Here is a 23,490-nt window from a genome sequence, read left to right on the forward strand (position 1 = left end):
GGTAACAGACTTTATGGCCGATGAAAATGCAGTAAAGGTGGTCTGCGGCGGAACCAGCGCCAATATTGTAGCGCGGGTGCTGGAAAAAGAAATCAATGTGGCGTTTACCGGGGAGATTGATCCGAATATACCGCCGACCGCCAGTATCGAAGGAATCGATCTTGTGACGGAGGGAGTGGTGACGATGAACCGCGTCCTTAAGCTTCTGGAGCAGTATACGAGAGACGATGAGATAGATGAGGCATTCTTTATAGAGCTGGATAAGCCGAACGGGGCGTCGATGCTGGCAAAACTTCTGATTGAGCAATGTACGGATTTACATTTGTTTGTCGGAAAAGCCGTGAATGCGGCCTATCAGAATACGGAACTGCCGTTTCAATTGGGGGTGCGCCAGAAGCTGGTTGATCAGATTGAGGATGTGTTGAAAAGACTCGGGAAGGGAGTTTCGGTGAGATACTATTAAAAAGCAGGCAAACCAGCCTGCGGATGACCGGAGAAAGAGGGTAGGTGATGGAAACGGATCATAAACTTCTGCTTGTTGACGATGAAAAGGATATTGTTGATTTAATAGAAGAGGCGCTGCAAAAAGAGGGGTTCCATGATATCCGGAAAGCCTGTACCGGAACAGATGCGTTGCAAATCTGCCGTGACTTTCAACCTGATGTAATTGTTCTTGATATTATGCTTCCCGACATTGACGGGCTGGAGGTATGCAGACAAATCCGATTGTTTTCGTATTGCTCCATTTTATTCCTGTCCTCAAGAAATGACGATGTCGATAAAATCCTCGGCCTTTCCTGCGGCGGTGACGATTATATTACGAAACCGTTTAGTCCGCGGGAGGTGGTGTTCCGCATTAAGGCACAGCTCCGCCGCCAGCAGTATCAAACTGTTTTACCCTCAAAGGAGGAAAACTGTCTGACCGTTGGCCCGCTCCTGCTTGATAAGGAAAGCTGCCGGGCCTATAAAGCAGGGACGGAGATTGGACTGACCGGCCGTGAATATCTTCTGCTCACCTGCCTTATGGAAAATGCAGATAAAATTATCAGTAAAGAACGGCTCTATGAGAAGGTATGGGGAGAATACAGCGCGATTTGTGACAATACAATTATGGTCCATATCCGGCATCTGCGGGAAAAAATTGAGGATATCCCATCCCATCCGCGGCAGCTCATCACCGTGAAGGGCTTAGGATATAAACTCAAAAAGAGGATCGAATAAATGAAACGCTCGGGTTACCGCACCATATTTCATATATACCTGATTGTCTTTCTATCGCTGTTAGGTACTGTTTTGTTTGCAGGCTGTCTTCTCTTTCTGGTAATCACCATTCATAAGCCGGGAGAGGGGATTGCAAGAAGCGACTGGCCAAAAGAATTTACAGAGAGATTCGGGGATCAAATCATTTTTATTAATACAGTTCCGCAAATCAGACAGGCGGGGCTGGCAGATTTACAGGACAATGGGATTGGAGTACAGCTTTTAGATGCTTTCGGCCAGGAAATATTCAGTTATCAGAAACCGGAAGAGGCTGAGACCGCATATTCCAATGTTGAATTGCTGGAGCTTAATCAAACAGGACGGATAACACAGGAAGGAACAACCGCCTTTATCGGCACGGTTAAAAATGCCGGAGACGAATGCACTTATGTTTTGTACTTTCCTGTGAATATCTCCAAAGTAACCATGTATCTGAACGGAGAGAGGTTTGCAGGCGGCAAAGCCATACTCCTGCCGATCCTTTTGTCACTGCTTTTGCTGGTCCTGCTATCTGGCCTTCTCTACGGATTTTTTATAACAAAGGCGATGAAGCGGCTGATGACTGCCGTACAGGAGATTTCTGTCCGCCGCTATCTACCCATCCAAAACAATGGCGTTTTCCACGATTTATATGAGAGCTTAAACACACTGGACAAGGAAATCAGAGACGTCGACCTGTTGAGAGAGCAGACAGATAAAATGCGCGAGGAATGGATCGCCAATATCACCCATGACCTGAAAGCGCCCCTTTCCCCCATCAGAGGCTATGCGGAAATGATGGAAGAGACCGGTTTTAAAAATAAAGAACAGTGCCGTCGTTATACAGGAATTATGCTGAAAAACGTCTCTTACATGGAGACACTGATCGACGATCTCAAGCTGACTTATCAATTAAAAAATGGAATGTTCCCAGTAAAACGGGAGAAGCAGAACCTGATCCGTTTTCTGAAAGAGCTGGCGATTGACATTCTGAATACCCCGGAATACGAAAATCGTATCATTCATTTTGAGACCGCAGCGGATGTTGTTTCTTTTACCTTTGACCAGACTCTTTTCACAAGGGCCTTCCGTAATTTGATAATCAATGCCTTTGTGCATGGGAATGAAAATACTGAAATTACCCTGCGTGTGCTGGTCTCAGATTTCGTTTTGAAAATAGACTTGTCTGATAATGGAAGGGGGATGAGACCGGAAATAACGGAGCATCTTTTTGACCGCTATTACCGGGGAACTGATACACGGCAAAAGCCGGAGGGGAGCGGCTTGGGGCTGGCAATCGCCAGGAGTATTATCGAGCTGCACGGCGGCAGAATTTCTGTTGCCAGTGTCCCTGATATCGGGACAACTTTTCAAATTGAATTTTTGACCGGTTAAGGTTAATTAAGGTTGCCTGAAAATTAGATTAAGGTTGGCAGACTATCATAGTTTTAGTGATAGTTGCCGGCCTTTTTCTGCGTTAAGGAGAGGGCTGTCTGACGGAAAGCAGGTGTTCAATTGAAAATCATATGGAAGTATATTTTTACAAATGTCAAAGAGAGGAAAATGCGGACTGCTGTCATGCTGCTGTCAATTTTGCTGTCCGCCACTCTGTTATTTGTGTCGTTTTCCATCGGTGCATCCTATAAAAGCGCACAACGGAAAATGGCGTGTGGTATGGCCGGCAGTGCGACTCTATCCGTGACAGCGGTGGATGGAGGGATTGGCGCAGACAGCATTCCGGAACTGCCTTCCATTCGCGCTGCTGTTGGACTGGTGGAGGGTTCGGTCCTTTATCATGAAAATGGCTATTATGAGACCATCGACCTGATTGCGGCTGACTTAAGCAGGCTTACTAAAATCAATCCACCCCGTTTGACAGACGGCGGTGAAATTACTGACTTTACCGGGAATCAGGTCATCCTGCCGGACCGCTTTACTTTAAAATATGGGATTGAAAAAGGCGATACCATCACACTGCAGATTGGCGGAGAGCCGGTTTCTTTAACAGTTGCGGAAATTGCCGCTTATGATACGGTTTTTCTGCGGCATACAAGAGGGGCCACAGCCCTTTTGCCCCTTTCCACACTGTCTGAATTATTAAACCGGCCGGACGGTTATACCGAAATTTTAGTGGAGCCAGCCGGAGGGACTTCTACCGAGGAACTGAAAAATGAGCTGGCATCGCTGCTCCCGGCCGGGGAATACCGGGTTTTGGAGGTAGTGAACGAAGCACAGATTGCCGCAGATGCACGGCAAAAATCTATGCCGTTTTTCCTGATTAGTTTCTTCTCCCTGACAATGAGTATTTTTATTATTTACGGTAGTTATAAAGTCATTACCCTGGATCGACTGCCGGTGATCGGCACCTTCCGGAGTATTGGCGCGACACAAAAAGCCGTGACTTGTATTCTCCTGTTGGAAAGCGCGCTTTATGGCGTGACAGGCGGCCTGCTAGGGGTTCCTGCCGGCGCGCTTGTCACGAAGGTGATCCTGCGGGGGATGGGACAGTCTCTTTCCCAGGGAATCCAGATACCTGTCGTAATTTCCCAGGTTGGCATTCTACTTTCTTTTTCCGTCGCGGTAATTGTTTCCCTGCTCTCTGCATGGCTGCCGGTACGCCGGGCAAGCCGGCTGCCAATTAAAGATGTGGTGTTTGGCAGTGCGGAGGAAAGGAAGATTTCCCGGCGCCGGATTGTCGGGGCCGGAATAATCCTTTTTGCTGCCTCTGTTATTCTCCCAAAACTGGCGATCGGGAAAATGCTTTATCCAGCCGGGGGAATTTCCCTTCTGGGGCTGATTGCCTCCGCCATCCTGCTGGTTCCACTTCTGACAAATCTGCTCTCTAAAGTGCTGGAAGCGCTCTATGGGGTAATTTTTGGAAATGAGGGCAGGCTCGCCGCCCGGAACATGCGGGATAATAAAAATACAGCACAAAATGTTACGCTGCTGTTTATCAGCATCTCCGCTGTAATTGCCATTACCGTTGTCGGGAACTTTGTGACAGCCTATGGGGCGACGTATTCAGGGACGCTAAACTGCAGGGATTTGCAGACGGCAGGATAGAGCCGGAATTTGTGGAGCGGGTGAAAGATATGGAAGGCATCCAAAAGGTGCTGCCCCTCTATGTATTTATAAATGAAATGCAGGCGGACGGCATGACTGTAAGCCGTCTGGAGGCGACCGACAATTTGGACTGGTACAATTCGATGATGGCGCTTCACTATACGGATGACGGCATGGAGGCAGCAGCTCTAACCGCCTTTGGCGAGGAACGGGCTGTATTGTTCAGTGAGAGCAGCTTAGAGCGCACCGGCCATTTAGTGGGGGATACCATCACACTGGCTGGCCGCTCCGGACAAAACAAGTATTGGATTGCGGGCAGCTTCAAATCGAGGGCCACCGACGTGGAAGCGGTGATTTCTTCTGCTTATGCAGTTTCAGATTTTGGCGCAACCGATTTCGGATTCCTGGCCTACACTGCCGACAATCCGGACGCCGTTATGGTTCAGATCCGCAGCCTGTTTGGAGAAACGCAAAACTGGAGCCGGACGGTGGAGGAATTTAATTCGGATGCCCTGTCCACTGTAGGAGCCTTTTTACAGCCTATGCACAGCATGACCTATTTCATTCTGCTGCTGGCGGCCGTGGGATTGAGGGAAAACATATCGTTAAGGATTTTCGTATCGGAGACACGACAACCAGGGTACTAAGGGATATTTCATTACAGGTTATGCGAGGGGAATTTGTGTCGATCATGGGGCCGTCCGGCTCCGGAAAGAGTACGCTGCTCTATATCCTCGGGGGGCTGGATACTCCAACCAGTGGTCATGTCCTGTTGAATGGAATGGATATTTCCCGTTTCGGGGACGAAAAAATGAGCCGTTTCAGGCGTCATAAGATAGGCTTTGTCTTTCAATTTTATAATCACATCCCCAACCTAAGTGTAGAGGAAAACATCCTGCTCCCCCTGTTACTGGATGGAAAAAGATGGGCGGCTGCAAGGAACAGCTGGAGCATATTTTGGAGATGGCCGGCCTGACCGAACGCCGCAGGCATACGCCCCGTGAATTATCAGGCGGACAGCAGCAGAGAGTGGCAATCGCCCGCGCACTGATTGGCAAACCTGAAATTCTATTTGCAGACGAACCCACGGGAAATCTGGACAGCAGAACAGGAGCCGGGATTATGACATTGCTGCGTGAAATTAATCAAGACACCGGCCAAACAATTCTTATGGTGACGCATTCCCCGGAAGCCGCAAAAAGCAGCACACGGTTGATTACGGTACAGGACGGCGTGATTATTTAATCTGTCTTATTTTATAGGAATGGGGCTGGGCTACCTGACACTGGGCCAGCCGCTGAGTACGCTGTCCGGTGGTGAGCGCCAGAGAATCAAGCTGGCAAAGAAACTGGGCAAAAAGGGAGACATTATCATCATGGACGAACCGACCACCGGCCTGCATATGTCTGATATTGAAAACCTGCTAAAACTGTTTGACCGGATTGTATCCCGCGGCAGCACCCTGGTTGTGATTGACGGAGGCAGGGAGAAAGGGATTGGCATATAAAAGGATAATATCAAATGGAAGAACATGACATACAGTTGTCGTATTGATTGTGTTATTATGATACAAGGAGCAATATGGTGAATTTACAAGCACACTCCAGTGCAAGATCATACAAGAAAAAAATATCAGAATATGATATAATGAATAAAACAATGCGCACAGGCCACGGTCTTCGATGTAAGTAATGGAAGGGGCCACCGCCGGAGTGCGCCGACTGGAAAATATGATAAATAAAAACACTGAATTACAGGCAAATTTGGAACAGTTGCATACGACGGAATTAGGCGTTATGAGAATACGGCGGAACCTGTCCTTAGACGTGGAAGACGTGGTGGGATGGTGCAAAACGAAGATTGCCTCCAACGCTGCCGTTATTACAAGAAACGGCAAAAACTGGTATGTAACTATTGATAACTGTATTACGACAATCAATGCGTACAGCTATACCATAATTCGGCCCACAGGGTAAAGAAGAAGTGTTAAGCGCCCGTGTGCAAACGGCTGCTGGACCCGGCTCAGTTTTAACGGAAATGAATTGGGGACAGACACCTATTATATTTTTCATTTGACTTACTCAGCGCATAATTCAGATGGGTTTCCTAAATATGAGGAGTTTCCTGATATATATGCAATGAAAAAATTTATTGAACAATCTTTTGTCGAAAATTACATGTGAACTAACACATCGAAAACGGCAGCAGGCTAAACCCCCTAAGCTGGAGCCCGTTTCTGTGATTGCATTTGGCTGGCCGGACGAAGAAAAAGAATTACCTCCCCGGCGGGAAACGGCAATGGTGCATTATGACAGATGGTAAGGTTTACCGGCCTATTATATTAGAAAGGAATTTAATTTGAAATATAATAAGATCATACTATTGAAGAACAATAAGGAATGCTGTTTGAGAAATGGCAGTGAAAGCGACGGACCGGCTGTATTGGATAATTTTAATTTAACGCATTCTCAAACTGATTATTTGCTTTCCTATCCGGATGAAAATACTTTTGATTCGAAGCAGGAGAGTAAATTCCTGAAGGAAAAGTCCGAGAGTGAAAACGAGATTGAGATAATTGCAGTGGTCGATAATATAGTGGCTGGAACTGCCGGGCTTGAAGCGATAGGCACGAAATACAAGGTGCGGCATCGTGCCGAATTTGGTATTAGTATCGCCAAAGAGTTTTGGGGATTGGGAATCGGATGGGCATTAATGAATGCCTGTATCGAATGCGCGGGAAATGCTGGATATACGCAGCTTGAACTCAGTGTGGTTGCTGAAAATACAAGGGCCATATCGATGTATGAAAGGGCAGGCTTTGTTGAATTCGGCAGGAATCCCAAAGGCTTTAATTCCCGTACCGCAGGATTTCAGGAACTGATTTATATGAGAAGGGAATTGTAATGCATAAGATGAGAGAGATTATTGATTTCATTGAAGCGAATGTGAATGGCAGGACGCTTTTTACAAAGGAATTGGTTTATGAACTTGAGAACGGCGGGTTACAGGGCGTATACTCGGATCAGATATCTTTTTCTAATTTGAAATATTCACAAAGCGGATTTCAACTGGATATGTTTATTGTATCGAACGAGAAGATCTGGCTTATGGGAAAAGACGGATTGCGAGAGGATATACGAAAAGATTTCAGCGCTGTATCTTTATTTCGATTTGAGCTGGCAAAACGGAAAAGTACAGGCGGTATCACAGGCTGTTTCCGGTTTATTTCGGCTTCAGGGAAAGATGTGGCGGCAGAGGCTGTCGTAAGCGGTATCTATGATGTGCGTCTTGAAATGGAAGTGTTAAAATTATCGGAAGATCAGGTATTATATCGGGATCAGCCTGTACAAGACGGGCGTTTTAAATCTGTTGCATTTCAATCGGAGCATTGTTTTTATTTAGAAGACGGAAAACTGCACTATGAGTACGATGGCAGGTGTTTTGATGTGGACACGAAAACGATGCGGCGCAGAGGCAGTTCCGATACCTTTCCTCCGTTCATTTCAGTTGAGCAGTAAACAATCAGTTAAGTAGTCTTCCGTATAGATTGAAGTAAATAAAGAGCTGTCTGTGGCACTGGTATATTGATATACCGGTGCTTTTTTTTGATGACGGTAACCTGTGCGCGGAGCGTACAGATTATCGTTATTTTAACAGAAAAAATTTCCTGTTAAATAAAAACCGCTCCGCGGGGGAGCACGCGGGCGGGATTCTTTCCGAGGCATGGCGGCAGATGAAATTTCCGATAATTTTACAATTATTTACGTAAATTTCGATAAAACTTAACCTTTTTCTGATAGTTAGCTCAATAGTGCAGTGTTATTGTAAGAACGTTAGAAATAATGAATGAGAAAGAACAGGAAGTAAAGGAGACTGAGCAGAATGTCACAAATTGAACTGCGGAATGTGAACAAGACTTATGGAAAAAACAATTGTGTGATTGATAATTTGAACCTGCGGATTCCCGACGGCAGCTTCACGGTTATGGTAGGCCCCAGCGGCTGCGGAAAATCTACTACTCTGCGGATGATAGCCGGGTTAGAGAGCTTAAGCTCCGGTGATTTGTATATCGACGGAATCCGGGTCAATGACATGGAACCGGGAGAGCGTGATATTGCCATGGTATTCCAGAACTATGCGCTCTATCCGACGATGAGCGTGCGGGGAAATATCGAGTTCGGCCTAATTAATGCGAAAGTGCCGAAGGAGGAGAGAGACAGGCGAATCAGGGAAATTTGCGAGATTGTAGGCTTGTCGCCTTATCTGGAACGCAGACCCGGAGAACTGTCCGGAGGGCAGCGCCAGAGAGTGGCACTGGCACGGGCAATGGTAAAACAGCCGAAGGTGTTCCTGATGGACGAGCCGCTTTCCAACTTAGATGCCAAGCTGCGAAACCAGATGAGGACAGAGCTGATTGAATTACATAAACAACTGGGAACCACCTTTGTTTATGTAACCCATGACCAGACGGAAGCCATGTCTATGGCAACTGATATTGTGCTGATGAACCAGGGAGAAATTAAGCAGGTGGATTCACCGGAGAAAATCTATAACGATCCGGATAACCTTTTTGCGGCACAATTTATCGGCAACCCGACGATGAATCTCTTTAAAAGAGAGGAAATGGATCCGCTTCTCAGGCTTCCTGTAGACATTGAAACGATTGGTTTCAGGCCGTCCAAGGTCCGGCTTCTGGAGACAGGGGATACGGTCAGCGAAGGGGAACTGGTTACTTCAGGTCCGATTCTTACGAGGGAATTGATGGGCAGTGAGATCATATACCGGATTCAGGCGCCCTTTGGAGTAATTACCTTTAAAACATTCAATGAAAAACAGCTCCCGGAGGATCAGACGGTCCGGGCAGCAGTTATGAAAAAGAGTATGTTTTTCTTTGATAAAGCCGGAAGGAGGGTGCGGGTTTGAAAACAGTAAAGCCTTATCTGCTTATTGCTCCGGCGCTGGTTCTTCTGTGTGTTTTTTGTATTTATCCAATCTTCAATATGATTGGCTTAAGCCTTTATGAGTGGGATATGATCTCGCCGTTTAAAAAGTTTGTAGGCCTGCAAAATTTTGTAAAGCTGGCTGCCGACAAACAATTTTTTCAGACGCTCCTTAATACGGTCATCTATGTGGCCTGCACCGTCGGCTTCGGCGTTGGTTTCGGACTGATTCTGGCTGTCTTCCTGGCCAAAAAGACGAGACTGAACGGGCTGCTGCAGAGCGTGGCGTTTTCACCGTATATCGTGTCACTGGCCTCGATTGCGCTGTTATGGATGTGGCTGATGAACAATGACTTTGGATTTTTAAATGCCCTGCTGGCCGTATTCGGCATTCCGGCCATAGATTGGCTGGGCAGCCCGAAATTTGCCCTGATGTCTCTTATCATTATCAATGTCTGGAAAAGCGTCGGATATAATGCGCTGATCCTGGTATCGGCGCTGCAGGGAATCCCGCCGCATCTTTATGAGGCTGCCAGGCTGGACAGGGCCAATACATGGAGAACGTTCAGCCGGATTACGTTTCCGATGATATCGCCAACCGTATTCTTTTTAGCCCTGGTGGACGTAATCGCAGCTTTTAAAGTATTTGAAACAATTCAGATCATTACCCAGGGCGGCCCTCAGAATTCAACGAATACACTGGTGTTCTCACTCTATGAATACGGATTTCAGTTTTACAAAGTGGGATATGCGGCGGCGATTGGTGTTGTATTGTTTTTCATTGTGCTGCTGTTTACGATACTTTACTTTGCGGTGCTGTCAAAACGTGTCCATTACCAATAGAGAGGGAGGAGTAAACCATGATTGCAGTAGATAAAAAAAAGCCTCTGATTCCTGGTTCAGGAGGCATATCAAATAATGTGCGGGAAAATGCCCGGACGCGGATATACAGGAAGGCGGCGCGCAGTGCGGCGAAGCTGGCAAGAAATCTGGCAAGCGCCGTTTTGCTGCTGATATTTTTCTTTCCCTTTTACTGGATGATCATTACATCCTTTAAGTCATTGGGAGAGACAATGGTGTTTCCGCCGTCCCTGCTCCCGAAGCAGTTCCATTTTTCCAATTATGCAGGAGCATTCAGTGCATTTCCTTTTATCAGGTTCCTGGTTAATTCCTGCATTGTCACAGCCGCGGTCCTGGCGCTGCAGATGATGACCGTGATACCGGCCGCCTATGCATTTTCCCAGTACCAGTTTAAGGGAAAAGGATTTTTATTCGGCCTGACCTTAGCTACGATGATGGTGCCGGCGCAGCTGATATTTCTGCCGCTGTTCGTCCTGTTTTCTAAAATGGGGCTTATTAACAGCTATGCTTCGCTGATTCTTCCATTCGGAACCAGTGCATTCGGCATATTCATGCTCCGGCAGACCTTTAACCAGATGCCGAAAGAGCTTGTGGAGGCAGCCAGACTGGATCGGGCAGGAGAGTGGAAAATAGTCACACGGCTCTTTCTTCCGATGGCGCGGCCGACTCTTGTGACAATGGCGCTCCTGACTTTTATCAACACCTGGAATGATTACTTCTGGCCGCTTGTCATGACAACCAATGACACGGTCAGAACGCTGCCGGTGGGAGTCGCCTCCCTGCGCAACATAGAGAGCGGCATTAACTATAACATCCTGATGGCCAGCAATGTAATGCTCACCATACCGATTGTAGCCGTCTATCTGCTGGCCCATAAACAGATTATCAAAGCATTCACTTATCTTGGAGATAAATAGTCCTTCTCCGGATATGGGAAATATAAAGTCTATAAAGACACAAACGATTATGAGAAGACAAAAGGAGAACATCGACATGAAAAAGAGAACTACAACCTGCATCCTGGCCGCAATGATGGCCTTGTCCGCCTGCTTATCCGGCTGCTCGACCGGTACTTCCGGTTCGGCTTCTGCGTCATCCGGGACCCAGGGCACGTCATCGGGAGAAAGTTCAGATATCATACAGTTGACTTACTGGTATTCCTGGCAGGATAAAATTGCTGAAAACAATGTGGAGCGCATACAGGAATTTAACGAGACGGTCGGAAAAGAGAATGGGATTCAGGTCACTGCCGAGTATCAGGGTACATACGATGATCTGCATTCCAAGTTAAAGAGCGCATTTGTGGCCAACGAGGAGCCGGATGTCTGCGTAATGGAGATAGCCAGCATCAAACCGTTTGCCGACGGAGGCATTATACAGCCGATTCAGGAGATGGTGGCTCAGGAGGACGTGGATGATTTCTACCCGGGCCTGATGGAGAACTGTTATGTGGACGGAGTCCTTTATGGAGTCCCCTATTTAAGAAGCACGCCTGTCCTGTACTATAATAAAACGCTTTTTGAAAAGGCGGGACTGGCTTCGGAGAAAGGGCCGTCAGACTGGAAGGAACTGGCCTCCATGTCAAAACAGCTTGCCGATATAGGAGTGAGCGGATATGGGTTTGTATCCGATATCTGGATTTATGAAGCTTTCCTTCGATGCAATAGCGGCGACACGGTGAATGAAGACTGGACCCGGGCCGTATTCAATTCGCAGCAGGGCGTGGAGATGACACAGTTTCTGCGGGACGGCCTGCGGGAGAACAATTTTAAATATTACAGCGGAAATAATGCCTCCGACGCCATTAAAACAGATGAGGTTAACCAGAAAGTGGCGATGTGGGTCGCTTCAACTGCAAATCTGTCTAATAACCTTCAGCTTGCCTCCGATAACGGGTATGAGATCGGCACGGCTTTTATACCGAAAAACACCCAGAATAAAGTACCGACCGGAGGCTGCAACCTGGTTATGACCAGCCGCCTGGAGGGAAAGAAGAAGGAGGCTGCCGCAATGCTGATTAATTTCATGTCAAGCAAAGACAGTGCGGTGAAAAACCATATTAAAACGGGGTATCTGCCGACAAGGAAGAGCATCAGCAGCGATGAGCGCCTGGTGGAATTATATGAAAAAACACCACAGTACAAAGTTGCCCTTGACCAGCTCCAATACGGAAGCGGAAGGCCGATGGCACAGGCGTATACGGAGATGACAAAAACGTATCAGGAAGGAATGGATAAAATCATGACAACCGATACGGATATCCAGGAAGCGCTTGACGAGTGTGCGGCGGCCTGCGACTCCCTTTTAAAATAAAACAGATACAGGAATGCAGGCACAAGACCCGATTGAGAAACAACTAAAACAGAAGAGCAGACAGTTTAGACAGCGAGGAGAGAAAAAATGTCCAGATTAGTAGTAATGTGTGTTGACGCTTTATTCACGACAGACTTGGAGGATGCAGCCAGGATGGAGGGCTTTGCCGCCATCATGGATCATGCGGGAATCTATAAAAATATCGAATGCGTATATCCAACACTGACTTACCCGTGCCATGCAACGATCATGTCAGGATGCTGGCCGGAACGCCACGGAATCTGCCATAATGAAAAACTGGATCCGGGGACCAATAACCGGGAATGGTACTGGAACTATAAGGATTTGACGGTGAAAACCATTTTTGATTATGCAAAGGAGAATAACCTGACGACCGCGGCATTTGAATGGCCGGTCACAGCCGGAGCAGAGATAGACTACATGATTCCGGAAATGTGGACTTACGATCATACGCCGGATATGAGGGAAGTGCTTCTTCCAAACAGTTCTCCGGCCATGAAGGAAATTTATGAAAAGAACTGCAATATCATGAACTGGAAGGAAAATCCGCGGTTTGACAGCTTCCAGGTACAGTGTGCAGTCGATATTATTCACCGGTATAAACCGGATGTTCTCTTTATGCACCAGTCCCATCTCGACCACACCCGCCATGTATACGGACTGCATGCACCGGAGGTACAGGAGGCGCTGCGGCTCCACGACGGATGGATCAGGCAGGTGATTGAAGCACTGAAAGAGGAAGAACTGTTTGAAGACACGACATTTATCATATTGGGTGATCACGGTCATCTTCAGGTCGATTACAACATCTGCCCTAATGTGCTTTTGGCAAGAGAAGGTATCGTGAGGACAGACGGCGCCGGCAATATAAGGGAATGGGACGCGTATATCCAGTCCTGCGGAATCAGCGCCCAGGTCTACATTAAAAAGCAGGAGGCGGAGGGAATTGTGCTTCGTCTGCTGGGAGATTTAAAAGATTTGGGATATGTGAGGGATATTTTCACGAAAGAAGAGGTGAAAGAAAAGTTCCATTTAGACGGAGAATTTTCTTACGTGATCGAGGCGGCGCCGAATTATGCCTTTGGCAATGCGGCATGCGGAGATCTGCTGGCAGGGACGGATACGACGGACTATAAATATTCTGTGGCTACCCATGGGCACTTACCGGCCAGAGGCGATAAGCCATGTTTCATCGTCCGCGGAGCCGGTGTTCCCGAAGGCGTATTTGAAGGAGCCAGATTGGTGGACGAGGCGCCTACCATGATGAAAATCCTTGGACTTTCCTATGGGGAAGGGGAAATGGACGGAGCGCCGCTGTTTTAAAGGGATACACAGGTCACCGCCGTCAATAAGGGAAGCAGCACCGGAGGAAAGCTTAAACCTCCGGTGCTGCTTCTTTTATGAATTTATATTTATGCCTCTAACAGCTGGCCGAATCAATTACAAATCATAGTACATTTTAAATTCAGCCGGGTTCGGGATCTGCTCCATTTCAAGCAGCTCTTTGCGTTTTCGTTCCAGCCAAATTTCGATTAACCGCTCCGGGAATACGCCTCCGGCCGTCAGATACTCGTGATCCGCCTCAAGAGCGTCCAGCGCTTCTCCGAGTGATTTCGGCAGGCCTTTGATTTTCTTTTTCTCCTCCTCGGTTAAATGATAGAGATTGAAGTCATAAGGCCCCCATCCGTTCTCGTGAGGATCGATCTTATTCCTGATTCCGTCCAGTCCGGCCATCAGGAGGGCGGCATAGGCATAATATGGATTAGCGGTGCCGTCAGGATTACGGATCTCGAACCGCTTTGTATCCGGTGATTTTGCATAAGCCGGAATACGGATGACGGCGCTTCGGTTGGAGGTGGCATAGCCAATCGTCACAGGAGCCTCATAGCCCGGTACAAGACGTTTGAATGAGTTGGTGGACGGATTGGTAAAAGCGCAGAGCGAAGCGATATGCTTCAGCAGGCCGCCCATAAAATAGTGGGCCGTCTCACTGAGTCCGGAGTAACCGTTCTCATCGTAGAAAACAGGCTGGCCGTCTTTCTTCAGCAGCATATGTACATGAAGGCCGTTGCCGGCTTCCTTGTAGATCGGCTTCGGCATAAAGGTGGCTGTCTTTCCTGCTTTTGCAGCCGTGTTTTTAATCACATATTTGATAATCATGGTATTGTCGGCCATCGAGACAAGATCACCGAGCTCCACCTCAATCTCCATCTGTCCGGGACCGCCAACTTCATGGTGGTGATATTTCACCTTTACCCCCCACTCTTCCAGCGCCAGACACATCTGGTTCCTCAAATCAAAACCGATATCCTGCGGGGCAGCAGCATGGTAGCCGCCTTTGTATCCGACCTCATAACCATTATTTGCGATATCGTCCCGGCCGCTGTTCCATTCTGCCTGACGTGTATCCAGATGATAGGCGCTTTTCTGCGGAGTTACCTGATAACTTACGTGATCCAGGAGATAAAATTCAAATTCCGGCCCGATCAGCATCTCATCGGCAACTCCCTGTTCCTTCATATATTCAACTGATTTCTTGCATACATTTTTAGGATACTGGTCAAACGGGGTATTGCTGTCTTTACCGATTACACATACATCGCCGCTCATCGTCAGCGTAGGAATTTCTGCAAAGGGATCCACGGCCGCCGTGTCCGGATCCGGTATAAATACCATATCGCTTTTTTCAACAGGAGCGAAGCCGTAGTTGGAACCGTCAAATCCGATGCCATAAGTAAAGATATCCTCGGTAAAACGTGCAACAGGGATTGTTACATGATGCCATCGTCCGTTGATATCAATCATTTTGAAATCAATCATCTTAATCTGGTGCTCTTCGCACATGTTACGTACATCAATACTTGTTTTCATAAAGATATCTCCTTTGCTGATTGTGGTAAATGGTTAAATATATATAAATATTATATAATTTATTGTGCAAAATGTATAATACCTATTGATTATAACATTATAGTTTGTAGGAATAACCGATGGAAGGGGGGAACGAGAAGAAAGCATAAATAAACGACCGCACAATCATGCGGTCGTTTATCAGGTACTGTTTACACCATGCCAAAAGGCGGCATGCTGTAAACAATAACTCACTTTGCGATGCACGGAAACTGCAAAAACGCAGTTTCTCGCTGTATAATCCGGATTTTCGTGCAGAAATCGCACGTTTCTTTTCACGGATTAATTTCCATTTATCCGTCTTTTTACATAGCTGGTATGCAGCAGATGATGCGCTTTTTCGCTTCCGGGTTCTCCCAGGAAGGAGGCATATAATTCTTTTATCGCCGGATTCTCATGGGATTTTCGGATTGTATTGGCTTTGTCGGAATTATACAGCACCTGGGCGCGCAGGCCGCGGATATCGACGGTATCCCGCACGTAGCCGGGCTGCTGAGGCTGGCCGCCTCCGTTTACACAGCCGCCGGGGCATCCCATGATCTCGATGAAGTGGTAGGACGCCTCGCCGGATTTTACCTTGTTTAAAAGTTCTCTGGCATTATTAAGGCCTGATGCAACAGCTACCTTTACATCCATTCCGGCCACATTGTAGGTGGCCTCCTTGATACCCGCAGTACCGCGGACTTCCGTGAAATCGAGAGCCTTCAGCTCCTCGCCGGTCAAAGTTTCCACGGCTGTACGGAGAGCCGCCTCCATTACGCCGCCTGTAGCGCCGAAGATGGTGGCTGCGCCTGTACTGAGTCCCAGAGGGGAATCATAGGATGCATCCGGGAGCGCGGTAAATTTGATTCCGGCTTTCCGGATCATTCTGGCCAGTTCCCTGGTCGTCAAAGCGATATCTACATCAGGTACGCCGTTGGCCGCCTGATGGTCGCGTCCCACCTCGAATTTCTTCGCGGTACACGGCATGATGCTGACCGACACGATGTCCTTCGGGTCAATTCCGGCCTTCTGGGCGTAGTAGGATTTGGCAATCGCACCAAACATCTGCTGCGGAGACTTACACGATGACAGGTTCTTAGTCATATCCGGGAAGTAATGTTCACAGTATTTAATCCATCCCGGGGAACAGGAGGTGATCAGGGGAAGAACGCCTCCGTTTTGTACGCGGTCGAGAAATTCATGGGCCTCCTCCATAATGGTGAGGTCAGCGCTGAAATCCGTATCAAATACTTTGTCAAAGCCAAGCATCTTAAGCGCGGATACCATCTTTCCCTCCACGCCTGTGCCAATCGGATACCCGAATTCTTCGCCGAGAGCGGCGCGTACCGCCGGGGCTGTCTGCACAATCACGTGTTTGGCGGGATCTGCGATGGCTGCAAACACCTTGTCTGTGAAATCCTTTTCCTGGAGAGCTCCGGTCGGACATACGGCGATACACTGGCCGCAGGATACGCAGCTTGTCTCGCCCAGCCCCATGTTGAATGCGGAACCGATATTCGTAACAAAACCTCGGTCATTGGCGCCGATTACGCCTACACCCTGAATACTTTCGCAAACTGCCACACAGCGGCGGCACAGAATACATTTGCTGTTGTCGCGGAGCATATGGGCAGCGCTGTCGTCAATTACCGACGGCGTTTTTTCTCCGTCATATAAACCTTCGTCGTCCACACCCAGCTCGCGGCAGAGGGCCTGCAGCTCACAGTTGGCGCTGCGCACGCAGGATAAACATTTTCTTTCGTGATTGGAGAGGAGCAGCTGTAATGTCTTTTTCCTCGAGGCTAATACCTGCGGGGTGTTGGTCCAGACTTCCATGCCCTCATTAATCGGGTATACGCAGGAGGCAACCAGGGTTCTGGCTCCCTTCACCTCTACAACGCAGATACGGCATGCGCCGATTTCATTGATTTCCTTTAAGAAACACAGGGTAGGAATCTCAATGCCTGCCAGGCGGGCTGCCGTAAGGATCGTGGAGCCGGCCGGAGCGGTAACGGTCCTGCCATTGATTTTAATTGTAATATCCGCCATTTGAATCTTCCTCCTTTATTTCTTGTAGATTGCGCCGAAATGGCATTTCTCCATACATGCGCCGCACTTGATACATTTCTCATTATCAATGATATGCGGGTTTTTAACGGTTCCGATAATGGCGCCTGCCGGACAGTTCTTTGCACAGAGCGTACAGCCGCGGCATTTTTCACGGTCGATGACGTAGGAGAGGAGTGCCTTACATACGCCTGCCGGGCAGCGTTTCTCTTTGATATGTGCTTCGTATTCGTCGCGGAAGAAATGCAGGGTGGAGAGCACCGGATTCGGAGCTGTCTGTCCCAGGCCGCAGAGAGAGTTGGTCTTAACGTAATAGCACAGCTCTTCCAGCTTATCGATATCCTCCATTGTGGCCTGTCCCTTAGTAATCTTTGTGAGGATTTCCAGCATACGTTTCGTGCCGATACGGCAGGGCGTACACTTTCCGCAGGACTCCTCCACCGTAAATTCCAGGAAGAATTTGGCGATGTCTACCATACAGTCGTCTTCATCGAGGACAATCAGGCCGCCGGAGCCCATCATAGAGCCGATGGAGATCAGGTTGTCATAGTCGATGGGGATATCAAAATGCTCTGCCGGGATACAGCCGCCGGAAGGCCCGCCGGTTTGTGCCGCCTTGAACTTCTTGCCGCCCGGGATCCCGCCGCCGATCTCCTCCACGATTTCACGCAGAGTCGTTCCCATCGGAACCTCGACTAGTCCTGTATTATGTATTTTGCCTCCCAGAGCGAATACCTTGGTGCCTTTTGATTTTTCCGTGCCCATGGCGTTAAACCATTCCGGGCCGTTTAAGATTATCTGCGGGATATTGGCAAGTGTTTCAACATTATTGAGGATCGATGGTTTCCCAAACAGTCCTTTCTGTGCCGGGAACGGAGGGCGCGGTCTTGGCTCGCCCCGTTTTCCCTCGATGGAGGTCATGAGAGCCGTCTCCTCACCACAGACAAAAGCTCCGGCGCCGAGGCGCAGATCGATGTCAAATGAAAACCCGGTTCCGAAGATATCCTTGCCTAAAAGCTCCATTTCACGCGCCTGTTCAATGGCAATCTTAAGTCTCTGCACGGCGATAGGATACTCTGCGCGGACATAGATAAAGCCCTGGCTGGCACCGATCGCGTAGCCTGCGATAGCCATTGCCTCCAGTACGGCATGGGGATCGCCTTCCAGTACGGAACGGTCCATGAATGCGCCGGGGTCTCCTTCGTCGGCATTGCAACAGACATATTTCTGGTCGGCGTCGTTTCCTTTGGCCAGCTTCCATTTAAGGCCTGTCGGGAAGCCTGCGCCGCCGCGCCCTCTAAGGCCGCTGTCCAGAAGCGTCTGAATGACTTCATCAGGCGTCATCTCGGTCAGTACCTTGCCAAGAGCCTGGTAACCGCCTGTTCCGATATACTCCTCGATAACTTCAGGATTGATGACACCACAGTTTCTGAGTGCTATTCTGTGCTGTTTTTTATAGAAATCGGTATCCGCCAGAGCTTTGATACCGGCCGGTGTGACTGTCTCGCTGTAGAGGAGCCTGGTGACAATACGGCCCTTTAATAAGTGTTCGGAGACGATTTCCGGGATATCCTCATTCTTTACCATGGCATAGAAGGTGGCATCCGGGTAAATAATCATGATCGGACCAAGCGCACAGAGGCCATGACATCCTGTCTGGACAACACTGACCTCCTCCGAAAGGCCGTTTTTATCGATTTCAGCTTTCAAGGTTTCCATAATCTGCAGGCTGCCGGAAGAAGTACAGCCGGTTCCTCCGCAGACTAAAACGTGTGAACGATACATTTGGCTTCCTCCTGTTTATTTGATATCTGCTGAATTTAATGTGTATTTTTCTACCGGGTGGCCGCCGATTAAATGCCGTTCCACAACCTCAGCCGCTTTTTCCGGATTCATTTTAATATAAGTTACTTTCTCTTTGCCCGGCTCCATCACCTCGACAATGGGCTCATACTGGCAGAGACCGATACATCCGGTCTGGGTTACGATAACTTTGCCGGTCAGTCCCTTCTCCTGAACCAGATTGGAGAGGGTGGTGAGTACAGGTCTTGCTCCGCTGGCAATGCCGCAGGTGGCCATTCCGACAACAACACGGGTGGCTCCGGTGCCGCTTTCGCGCAAGTTAACCTGGTTCTGCATCCTTTCACGGATTGCTTTTAACTCTTCAAGGCTTTTCATAGATTTTCCTCCGTTCTGCATGGACGCCTAGTACCAGGCGCCGCCGTCAGTTTCAAGTTTGTTTTCGGTCAGATACTCCATAATATAGGTAGAAATCTCCGGTGAATCAAAGGGAAGATCCCCGAGAATCTCCCGGAACTGTCTGGTGTCGAGGGTAAATGACTTTTTGTTATAGCGGTAGGTGTAAACAAAATCAGTATCCGGATGATAGACAATCAGAGTATGGATCGTCGAACTGATATCGCCGAGAGGCATCCGGTCAATATGGGATAAAACGAACGTGGCCGTCAAGTCGGTCCCTTTGCCCGGAACAGAGGCGATGGTAAAACTTCCGCCGGCGCTCTCCGCCGCATATTTGAAGAAGGGAACGCCGAGTCCCACCTTGCGGGTCGTCCTGCTGGTGAAAAAAGGATCCGTTACCTGCTCCACCTGTTCTTTCGTCATTCCGCATCCGTCGTCGCAGATTGAGATGGTCAGACGGTCGGATGAAAAATCGGCATCCACGGTAATACGGACCAGTCCGGCGCCGGCCCTTGTGGAATTTTCGGCCACATCCAGAATATTCAGTGATAATTCCGTCATCATATTTTTATTTCACTTTCCGGTTTTATATCCCGCTATTCATATTTTGCAAGAATTGTGGGCACATCGTCTACGGTCAGTCTGCCGTAAACTTCATCATTAATCATCATGACAGGGGCCAGTCCGCAGGCTCCGACACAGCGGCAGGAATCCAGTGAGAATTTACCGTCGGGCGTACATTCGCCGTTGGTGATGCCAAGCAGTTCTTCGAGTTTCTTGAAAATATCACCGGAACCTTTTACATAGCAGGCGGTGCCGAGACAGACAGAAATCCGGTACTGGCCTTTCGGCTGCAGGGAAAACTGTGAATAGAATGTGGCGACTCCATAGATTTTTTCAAGAGGGATGCCGGTTTCATCGGAAATCATGGTCTGGACTTCGATAGGAAGATAACCAAAAATCTCCTGTGCGTGCTGAAGAATCGGCATCAGGGCTCCGGCTGTATCTTTTAATTCGCTGATAACCCTCTTTAAATCAGCCTCCTGCTCTGCGGTGCAGGTAAAGCATACGCCTTCTTTTTTCTGAGACATGTTTTAACCTCCTCATAAATACTGAACTTATGTAATAGTTTGCTATATTAGCCTGAATAGTTACAGTTTATCATGCTATTGCAGAAAAATCCACAATATTTTTGTTGATAATTCCCATTTACGATGATATCCTAAAGACAGACATATGTTAAAATAAGACAATTTTGCAGGAGGATGAGGAGGAATTATTATGATGACCGTAGAAGACGTACGCAGGGTGCTGGGAGCGCGGGTCCTCGTAGGGGAGCAGTACCTGGATCGGGAAGTCAGAACTGCCTGCGGCGCCGATATGATGAGTGATGTTCTGGCCTTTTCAAAGGATCATTCCATTCTTTTGACAGGGCTGTGCAACCCGCAGGTAATCAGGACGGCCGAGATGCTTGATATTGTCTGTGTCATCTTTGTCCGGGGTAAGAAACCGGATCAGAAGATCCTGGACATGGCCAGAGAGACCGGACTTGTTATCATGGAGACGGGACACAGGATGTTTTCTGCCTGCGGCATGCTTTATGAAGCAGGCCTGCGGGGAGGTGCAATCTGATGGATGATGTGATTACACTGCAGTACAAGGTTTCTCCCGATGATTTTACAAGGGCGGGGGAAGCCAGCAGCGACGTAAAGAATAAATTAAAACAGCTTGGGATTAGTCCCACAGCGATTAGAAAGGTTTCGATTGCCATGTACGAGGGAGAGATTAATATGGTCATCCATGCCAGAGGCGGGGAAATCACGGTGGACGTATCACCGGAGACCATAAAGATGGTTCTGGCCGACGTGGGGCCGGGTATCCCTGATATCGAACTCGCAATGAAAGAAGGATATTCCACCGCGCCTGACGAGATCAGGAGCCTGGGCTTTGGAGCCGGCATGGGGCTTTCCAATATGAAAAAATATTCTGATTATATGGATATCCAGACAGAGCTGGGAGTTGGAACGACGATAACGATGATTGTCAATGTTGCATAAAACAGTCTGTCCGGGTGAGGAGGGAAGGCTATGGATAAATTTTACCATTCCGTTCGTCTGGACCCGGAGCTTTGCAAGGGATGCATTAATTGCATCAAGCGATGCCCCACCCAGGCAATTCGGGTGAGAAACAGAAAGGCGCAGATAAACAGCAAGTTTTGTATCGACTGCGGGGAATGCATTCGGGTATGTCCGCATCATGCGAAGCTGGCACTCTACGATCCGCTGGATTCATTACAGCATTATGATTACACGGTAGCGCTTCCGGCGCCGTCACTGTACAGCCAGTTTAACAATCTTGATGATGTGAATATCGTGCTGAACGGCCTGATTCTGATGGGATTTGACGATGTCTTTGAGGTGAGCGCCGCTGCCGAGATGGTTTCGGAGGCCACCAGGGAATACATAGCGGCCAACTACTCGGGAACGCCGTTTATCAGTACGGCCTGTCCGTCGGTAGTGCGCCTGATCCGGGTGAAGTTTCCTAATTTAATATCGAATCTGCTTCCGTTAAAACCGCCGATCGAGGTGGCGGCCCAGATGGCCGTGAAAAAGGCGATGGAACAGACGGGACTGCCTAGGGAGAAGATAGGAATCTTCTTTATTTCACCGTGCCCGTCGAAAGTAACCTATGTCAAGTCCCCGCTTGGGACCGACAGAAGCGAAGTGGACCGGGTACTTGCGATTAAGGATGTATATCCGCAGCTGATATCCTATATGCAGACCGTGGATCCCAAGGCGCCCGACATGTCGGAATCGGGCAAAATCGGGGTTGGCTGGGGCCGCAGAAGCGGCGAGGCCGGAGGCCTGTTTACGGAGAGCTATCTGGCGGCCGACGGAATTGAGAACGTCATCCGTGTGCTGGAGGATATGGAGGATCAGAAATTTTCCAATCTGAAATTCGTTGAGTTAAACGCCTGCAACGGGGGCTGCGTCGGAGGCGTGCTGACGGTTGAGAACCCTTACGTTGCGGAGGTAAAGCTAAAATGGCTCCACAAATATATGCCGGTTTCCAAGAGCCATCTGGACGAAGAGGCCAGGGGCTGTGTAAACTGGACGGAACCTGTGGAATTTGAACCTGTATTCAATCTGGGGAACACGCTGACAGAGAGTTTTTCCAGATTCAACCAGGTGGAGCGGATCTGTAAAAAGCTGCCGGGCTTAGACTGCGGCTCCTGCGGGGCGCCGACCTGTAAAGCGCTTGCAGAGGACATCGTGCGCGGCGAGGCGGATGAGAAGGACTGCATCTATTACCTCAGGGAAAATCTGCACAAACTGACGGAGGAAGTGACGATCATGGCGGACTATCTGATAGACGGTGAGAATTTCGGTGATGAGGCCGTCTATGTGCTGCGTGAGTGTGTACATAAAATTGCCGATGAGATGTCACGGCTTGAGAAGAATACCAGGAGGACCGGGGATGACCTTAAACAATCTGATTGAGAAGCTGACGGCCGGAGGGCAGTTCAAAATCTTGAATAAGGGGACGGACGTGGAACGCGAAGTGACGGGAACCTATTGCTGTGATCTCCTGAGCATTGCGATGAGCCGCGCGCCGGAGGGGTGCGCCTGGGTGACAGTGATGGGAAATATCAACACTCTGGCCGTGGCCGCCCTGACAGATGCCGCCTGCATTATTCTGGCGGAGGGTGTCACCCTTGACGAACCGGCCGCACAAAAGGCGGGGGTGCAGGATATAACAGTGCTGCGCACAGAACAGCCCGTATTCGAGAGCGCTTTGGAGATACACCGGGCTCTCCAGACAGAGGAGTCTGCAAAAGACTGAAGAAAAGAACTGCCGCGGACGGTAGTGTCAAGTAATCTATGAAAAAACGGAG

19 protein-coding genes and 5 pseudogenes are annotated in these 23,490 nt (G+C 48.7%); 18 read left to right on the forward strand and 6 right to left on the reverse strand.

The genetic code is table 11. The features are described from left to right. From CLOSYM_RS07265 to CLOSYM_RS07330, 14 genes and pseudogenes are all read left to right on the forward strand, one after another. Positions 1-463: pseudogene (locus CLOSYM_RS07265) on the forward strand (serine/threonine-protein phosphatase); the annotation flags it as partial. 47 nt (positions 464-510) lie between these two features. Beyond that, complete coding sequence (locus tag CLOSYM_RS07270; RefSeq protein ID WP_021641595.1) at positions 511-1,221, forward strand: response regulator transcription factor; 711 nt, start codon at positions 511-513, stop codon at positions 1,219-1,221. Then, on the forward strand, positions 1,222-2,634 hold the full coding sequence (locus CLOSYM_RS07275; RefSeq protein ID WP_021641596.1) for a sensor histidine kinase: 1,413 nt from the start codon (positions 1,222-1,224) through the stop codon (positions 2,632-2,634). It abuts the gene before it with no gap. 129 nt (positions 2,635-2,763) lie between these two features. Next, positions 2,764-4,904 (forward strand): annotated as a pseudogene (locus tag CLOSYM_RS07280) (ABC transporter permease); the annotation flags it as partial. Then, positions 4,889-5,547, forward strand: a pseudogene (locus CLOSYM_RS24010) (ABC transporter ATP-binding protein). The pseudogenes CLOSYM_RS07280 and CLOSYM_RS24010, both read left to right, overlap by 16 nt. 19 nt (positions 5,548-5,566) lie before the next feature. Further along, a pseudogene (locus tag CLOSYM_RS07290) lies at positions 5,567-5,779 on the forward strand (ATP-binding cassette domain-containing protein); the annotation flags it as partial. A gap of 253 nt (positions 5,780-6,032) precedes the next feature. After that, positions 6,033-6,292 (forward strand): annotated as a pseudogene (locus tag CLOSYM_RS07295) (DUF3781 domain-containing protein). A gap of 368 nt (positions 6,293-6,660) precedes the next feature. Beyond that, positions 6,661-7,206, forward strand: a complete 546-nt coding sequence (locus CLOSYM_RS07300; RefSeq protein WP_021641605.1) for a GNAT family N-acetyltransferase — start codon at positions 6,661-6,663, stop codon at positions 7,204-7,206. 8 nt (positions 7,207-7,214) lie between these two features. Then, positions 7,215-7,820 carry a hypothetical protein gene (locus CLOSYM_RS07305; RefSeq protein ID WP_044902235.1) on the forward strand — a complete coding sequence of 202 codons (606 nt, stop codon included), beginning with the start codon at positions 7,215-7,217 and terminating at the stop codon, positions 7,818-7,820. A gap of 364 nt (positions 7,821-8,184) precedes the next feature. Continuing rightward, positions 8,185-9,225 carry an ABC transporter ATP-binding protein gene (locus CLOSYM_RS07310; protein ID WP_021641608.1) on the forward strand — a complete coding sequence of 347 codons (1,041 nt, stop codon included), beginning with the start codon at positions 8,185-8,187 and terminating at the stop codon, positions 9,223-9,225. Further along, the gene (locus CLOSYM_RS07315) at positions 9,222-10,085 is read left to right on the forward strand and encodes a carbohydrate ABC transporter permease (protein ID WP_003498469.1); all 864 of its coding nucleotides are present in this window, start codon (positions 9,222-9,224) and stop codon (positions 10,083-10,085) included. Before CLOSYM_RS07310 ends, CLOSYM_RS07315 begins: the two co-directional genes overlap by 4 nt. A gap of 17 nt (positions 10,086-10,102) precedes the next feature. Then, positions 10,103-11,020 (forward strand): carbohydrate ABC transporter permease, encoded by a 918-nt coding sequence (locus CLOSYM_RS07320; RefSeq protein WP_021641609.1) that lies wholly within the window; start codon positions 10,103-10,105, stop codon positions 11,018-11,020. A 76-nt stretch (positions 11,021-11,096) separates the two neighbouring features. Beyond that, on the forward strand, positions 11,097-12,416 hold the full coding sequence (locus tag CLOSYM_RS07325; protein WP_044902233.1) for an ABC transporter substrate-binding protein: 1,320 nt from the start codon (positions 11,097-11,099) through the stop codon (positions 12,414-12,416). A gap of 87 nt (positions 12,417-12,503) precedes the next feature. After that, on the forward strand, positions 12,504-13,760 hold the full coding sequence (locus CLOSYM_RS07330; protein WP_044902234.1) for an alkaline phosphatase family protein: 1,257 nt from the start codon (positions 12,504-12,506) through the stop codon (positions 13,758-13,760). Between the two features lie 117 nt (positions 13,761-13,877). On the opposite strand, the gene glnA is transcribed toward CLOSYM_RS07330, so the two are convergent. From glnA to CLOSYM_RS07360, 6 genes are all read right to left on the reverse strand, one after another. Beyond that, positions 13,878-15,308 (reverse strand): type I glutamate--ammonia ligase, encoded by a 1,431-nt coding sequence (gene glnA, locus CLOSYM_RS07335; RefSeq protein WP_021641612.1) that lies wholly within the window; start codon positions 15,306-15,308, stop codon positions 13,878-13,880. A 321-nt stretch (positions 15,309-15,629) separates the two neighbouring features. Then, positions 15,630-17,378 carry an NADH-dependent [FeFe] hydrogenase, group A6 gene (locus CLOSYM_RS07340; RefSeq protein ID WP_003507872.1) on the reverse strand — a complete coding sequence of 583 codons (1,749 nt, stop codon included), beginning with the start codon at positions 17,376-17,378 and terminating at the stop codon, positions 15,630-15,632. A gap of 15 nt (positions 17,379-17,393) precedes the next feature. Next, positions 17,394-19,181, reverse strand: coding sequence for an NADH-quinone oxidoreductase subunit NuoF (gene nuoF / locus CLOSYM_RS07345; RefSeq protein WP_003507870.1), 1,788 nt, complete (start codon positions 19,179-19,181; stop codon positions 17,394-17,396). 15 nt (positions 19,182-19,196) lie between these two features. Next, positions 19,197-19,574, reverse strand: a complete 378-nt coding sequence (locus CLOSYM_RS07350; RefSeq protein ID WP_003507868.1) for a (2Fe-2S) ferredoxin domain-containing protein — start codon at positions 19,572-19,574, stop codon at positions 19,197-19,199. A gap of 27 nt (positions 19,575-19,601) precedes the next feature. Further along, complete coding sequence (locus tag CLOSYM_RS07355; RefSeq protein WP_021641615.1) at positions 19,602-20,159, reverse strand: sensor histidine kinase; 558 nt, start codon at positions 20,157-20,159, stop codon at positions 19,602-19,604. A gap of 32 nt (positions 20,160-20,191) precedes the next feature. Further along, positions 20,192-20,686: an NADH-quinone oxidoreductase subunit NuoE family protein gene (locus CLOSYM_RS07360; protein ID WP_003507861.1), complete on the reverse strand. Its 495-nt coding sequence runs from the start codon at positions 20,684-20,686 to the stop codon at positions 20,192-20,194. Positions 20,687-20,879: 193 nt separating this feature from the next. Here CLOSYM_RS07360 and CLOSYM_RS07365 point away from each other — a divergent pair, with 193 nt between their 5' ends. The 4 genes from CLOSYM_RS07365 to CLOSYM_RS07380 are packed head-to-tail and all read left to right on the forward strand — an operon-like array spanning position 20,880 to position 23,438. Beyond that, positions 20,880-21,227: a DRTGG domain-containing protein gene (locus CLOSYM_RS07365; RefSeq protein WP_024738282.1), complete on the forward strand. Its 348-nt coding sequence runs from the start codon at positions 20,880-20,882 to the stop codon at positions 21,225-21,227. Then, complete coding sequence (locus CLOSYM_RS07370) at positions 21,227-21,652, forward strand: ATP-binding protein (protein ID WP_003507859.1); 426 nt, start codon at positions 21,227-21,229, stop codon at positions 21,650-21,652. The genes CLOSYM_RS07365 and CLOSYM_RS07370 overlap by 1 nt, the downstream gene beginning before the upstream one ends. A gap of 30 nt (positions 21,653-21,682) precedes the next feature. Further along, on the forward strand, positions 21,683-23,095 hold the full coding sequence (locus tag CLOSYM_RS07375; RefSeq protein ID WP_021641616.1) for a [Fe-Fe] hydrogenase large subunit C-terminal domain-containing protein: 1,413 nt from the start codon (positions 21,683-21,685) through the stop codon (positions 23,093-23,095). Further along, complete coding sequence (locus CLOSYM_RS07380; RefSeq protein WP_021641617.1) at positions 23,073-23,438, forward strand: hypothetical protein; 366 nt, start codon at positions 23,073-23,075, stop codon at positions 23,436-23,438. Before CLOSYM_RS07375 ends, CLOSYM_RS07380 begins: the two co-directional genes overlap by 23 nt. Positions 23,439-23,490 lie beyond the last annotated feature (52 nt).

This window comes from [Clostridium] symbiosum ATCC 14940, from assembly GCF_000466485.1.
GTDB lineage: Bacteria > Bacillota > Clostridia > Lachnospirales > Lachnospiraceae > Otoolea > Otoolea symbiosa.

What these genes read in the sequence shown, in the direction of transcription:
- CLOSYM_RS07365 (WP_024738282.1), top strand. Translation starts at nt 20,880, where the DNA reads ATGACCGTAGAAGACGTACGCAGGGTGCTGGGAGCGCGGGTCCTCGTA.
- CLOSYM_RS07375 (WP_021641616.1), top strand. Translation starts at nt 21,683, where the DNA reads ATGGATAAATTTTACCATTCCGTTCGTCTGGACCCGGAGCTTTGCAAG.
- glnA (WP_021641612.1), bottom strand. Translation starts at nt 15,308, where the DNA reads ATGAAAACAAGTATTGATGTACGTAACATGTGCGAAGAGCACCAGATT.
- CLOSYM_RS07360 (WP_003507861.1), bottom strand. Translation starts at nt 20,686, where the DNA reads ATGTCTCAGAAAAAAGAAGGCGTATGCTTTACCTGCACCGCAGAGCAG.
- CLOSYM_RS07325 (WP_044902233.1), top strand. Translation starts at nt 11,097, where the DNA reads ATGAAAAAGAGAACTACAACCTGCATCCTGGCCGCAATGATGGCCTTG.
- CLOSYM_RS07320 (WP_021641609.1), top strand. Translation starts at nt 10,103, where the DNA reads ATGATTGCAGTAGATAAAAAAAAGCCTCTGATTCCTGGTTCAGGAGGC.
- CLOSYM_RS07275 (WP_021641596.1), top strand. Translation starts at nt 1,222, where the DNA reads ATGAAACGCTCGGGTTACCGCACCATATTTCATATATACCTGATTGTC.
- CLOSYM_RS07370 (WP_003507859.1), top strand. Translation starts at nt 21,227, where the DNA reads ATGGATGATGTGATTACACTGCAGTACAAGGTTTCTCCCGATGATTTT.
- nuoF (WP_003507870.1), bottom strand. Translation starts at nt 19,181, where the DNA reads ATGTATCGTTCACACGTTTTAGTCTGCGGAGGAACCGGCTGTACTTCT.
- CLOSYM_RS07350 (WP_003507868.1), bottom strand. Translation starts at nt 19,574, where the DNA reads ATGAAAAGCCTTGAAGAGTTAAAAGCAATCCGTGAAAGGATGCAGAAC.
- CLOSYM_RS07380 (WP_021641617.1), top strand. Translation starts at nt 23,073, where the DNA reads ATGACCTTAAACAATCTGATTGAGAAGCTGACGGCCGGAGGGCAGTTC.
- CLOSYM_RS07310 (WP_021641608.1), top strand. Translation starts at nt 8,185, where the DNA reads ATGTCACAAATTGAACTGCGGAATGTGAACAAGACTTATGGAAAAAAC.
- CLOSYM_RS07270 (WP_021641595.1), top strand. Translation starts at nt 511, where the DNA reads ATGGAAACGGATCATAAACTTCTGCTTGTTGACGATGAAAAGGATATT.
- CLOSYM_RS07305 (WP_044902235.1), top strand. Translation starts at nt 7,215, where the DNA reads ATGAGAGAGATTATTGATTTCATTGAAGCGAATGTGAATGGCAGGACG.
- CLOSYM_RS07355 (WP_021641615.1), bottom strand. Translation starts at nt 20,159, where the DNA reads ATGATGACGGAATTATCACTGAATATTCTGGATGTGGCCGAAAATTCC.
- CLOSYM_RS07330 (WP_044902234.1), top strand. Translation starts at nt 12,504, where the DNA reads ATGTCCAGATTAGTAGTAATGTGTGTTGACGCTTTATTCACGACAGAC.
- CLOSYM_RS07340 (WP_003507872.1), bottom strand. Translation starts at nt 17,378, where the DNA reads ATGGCGGATATTACAATTAAAATCAATGGCAGGACCGTTACCGCTCCG.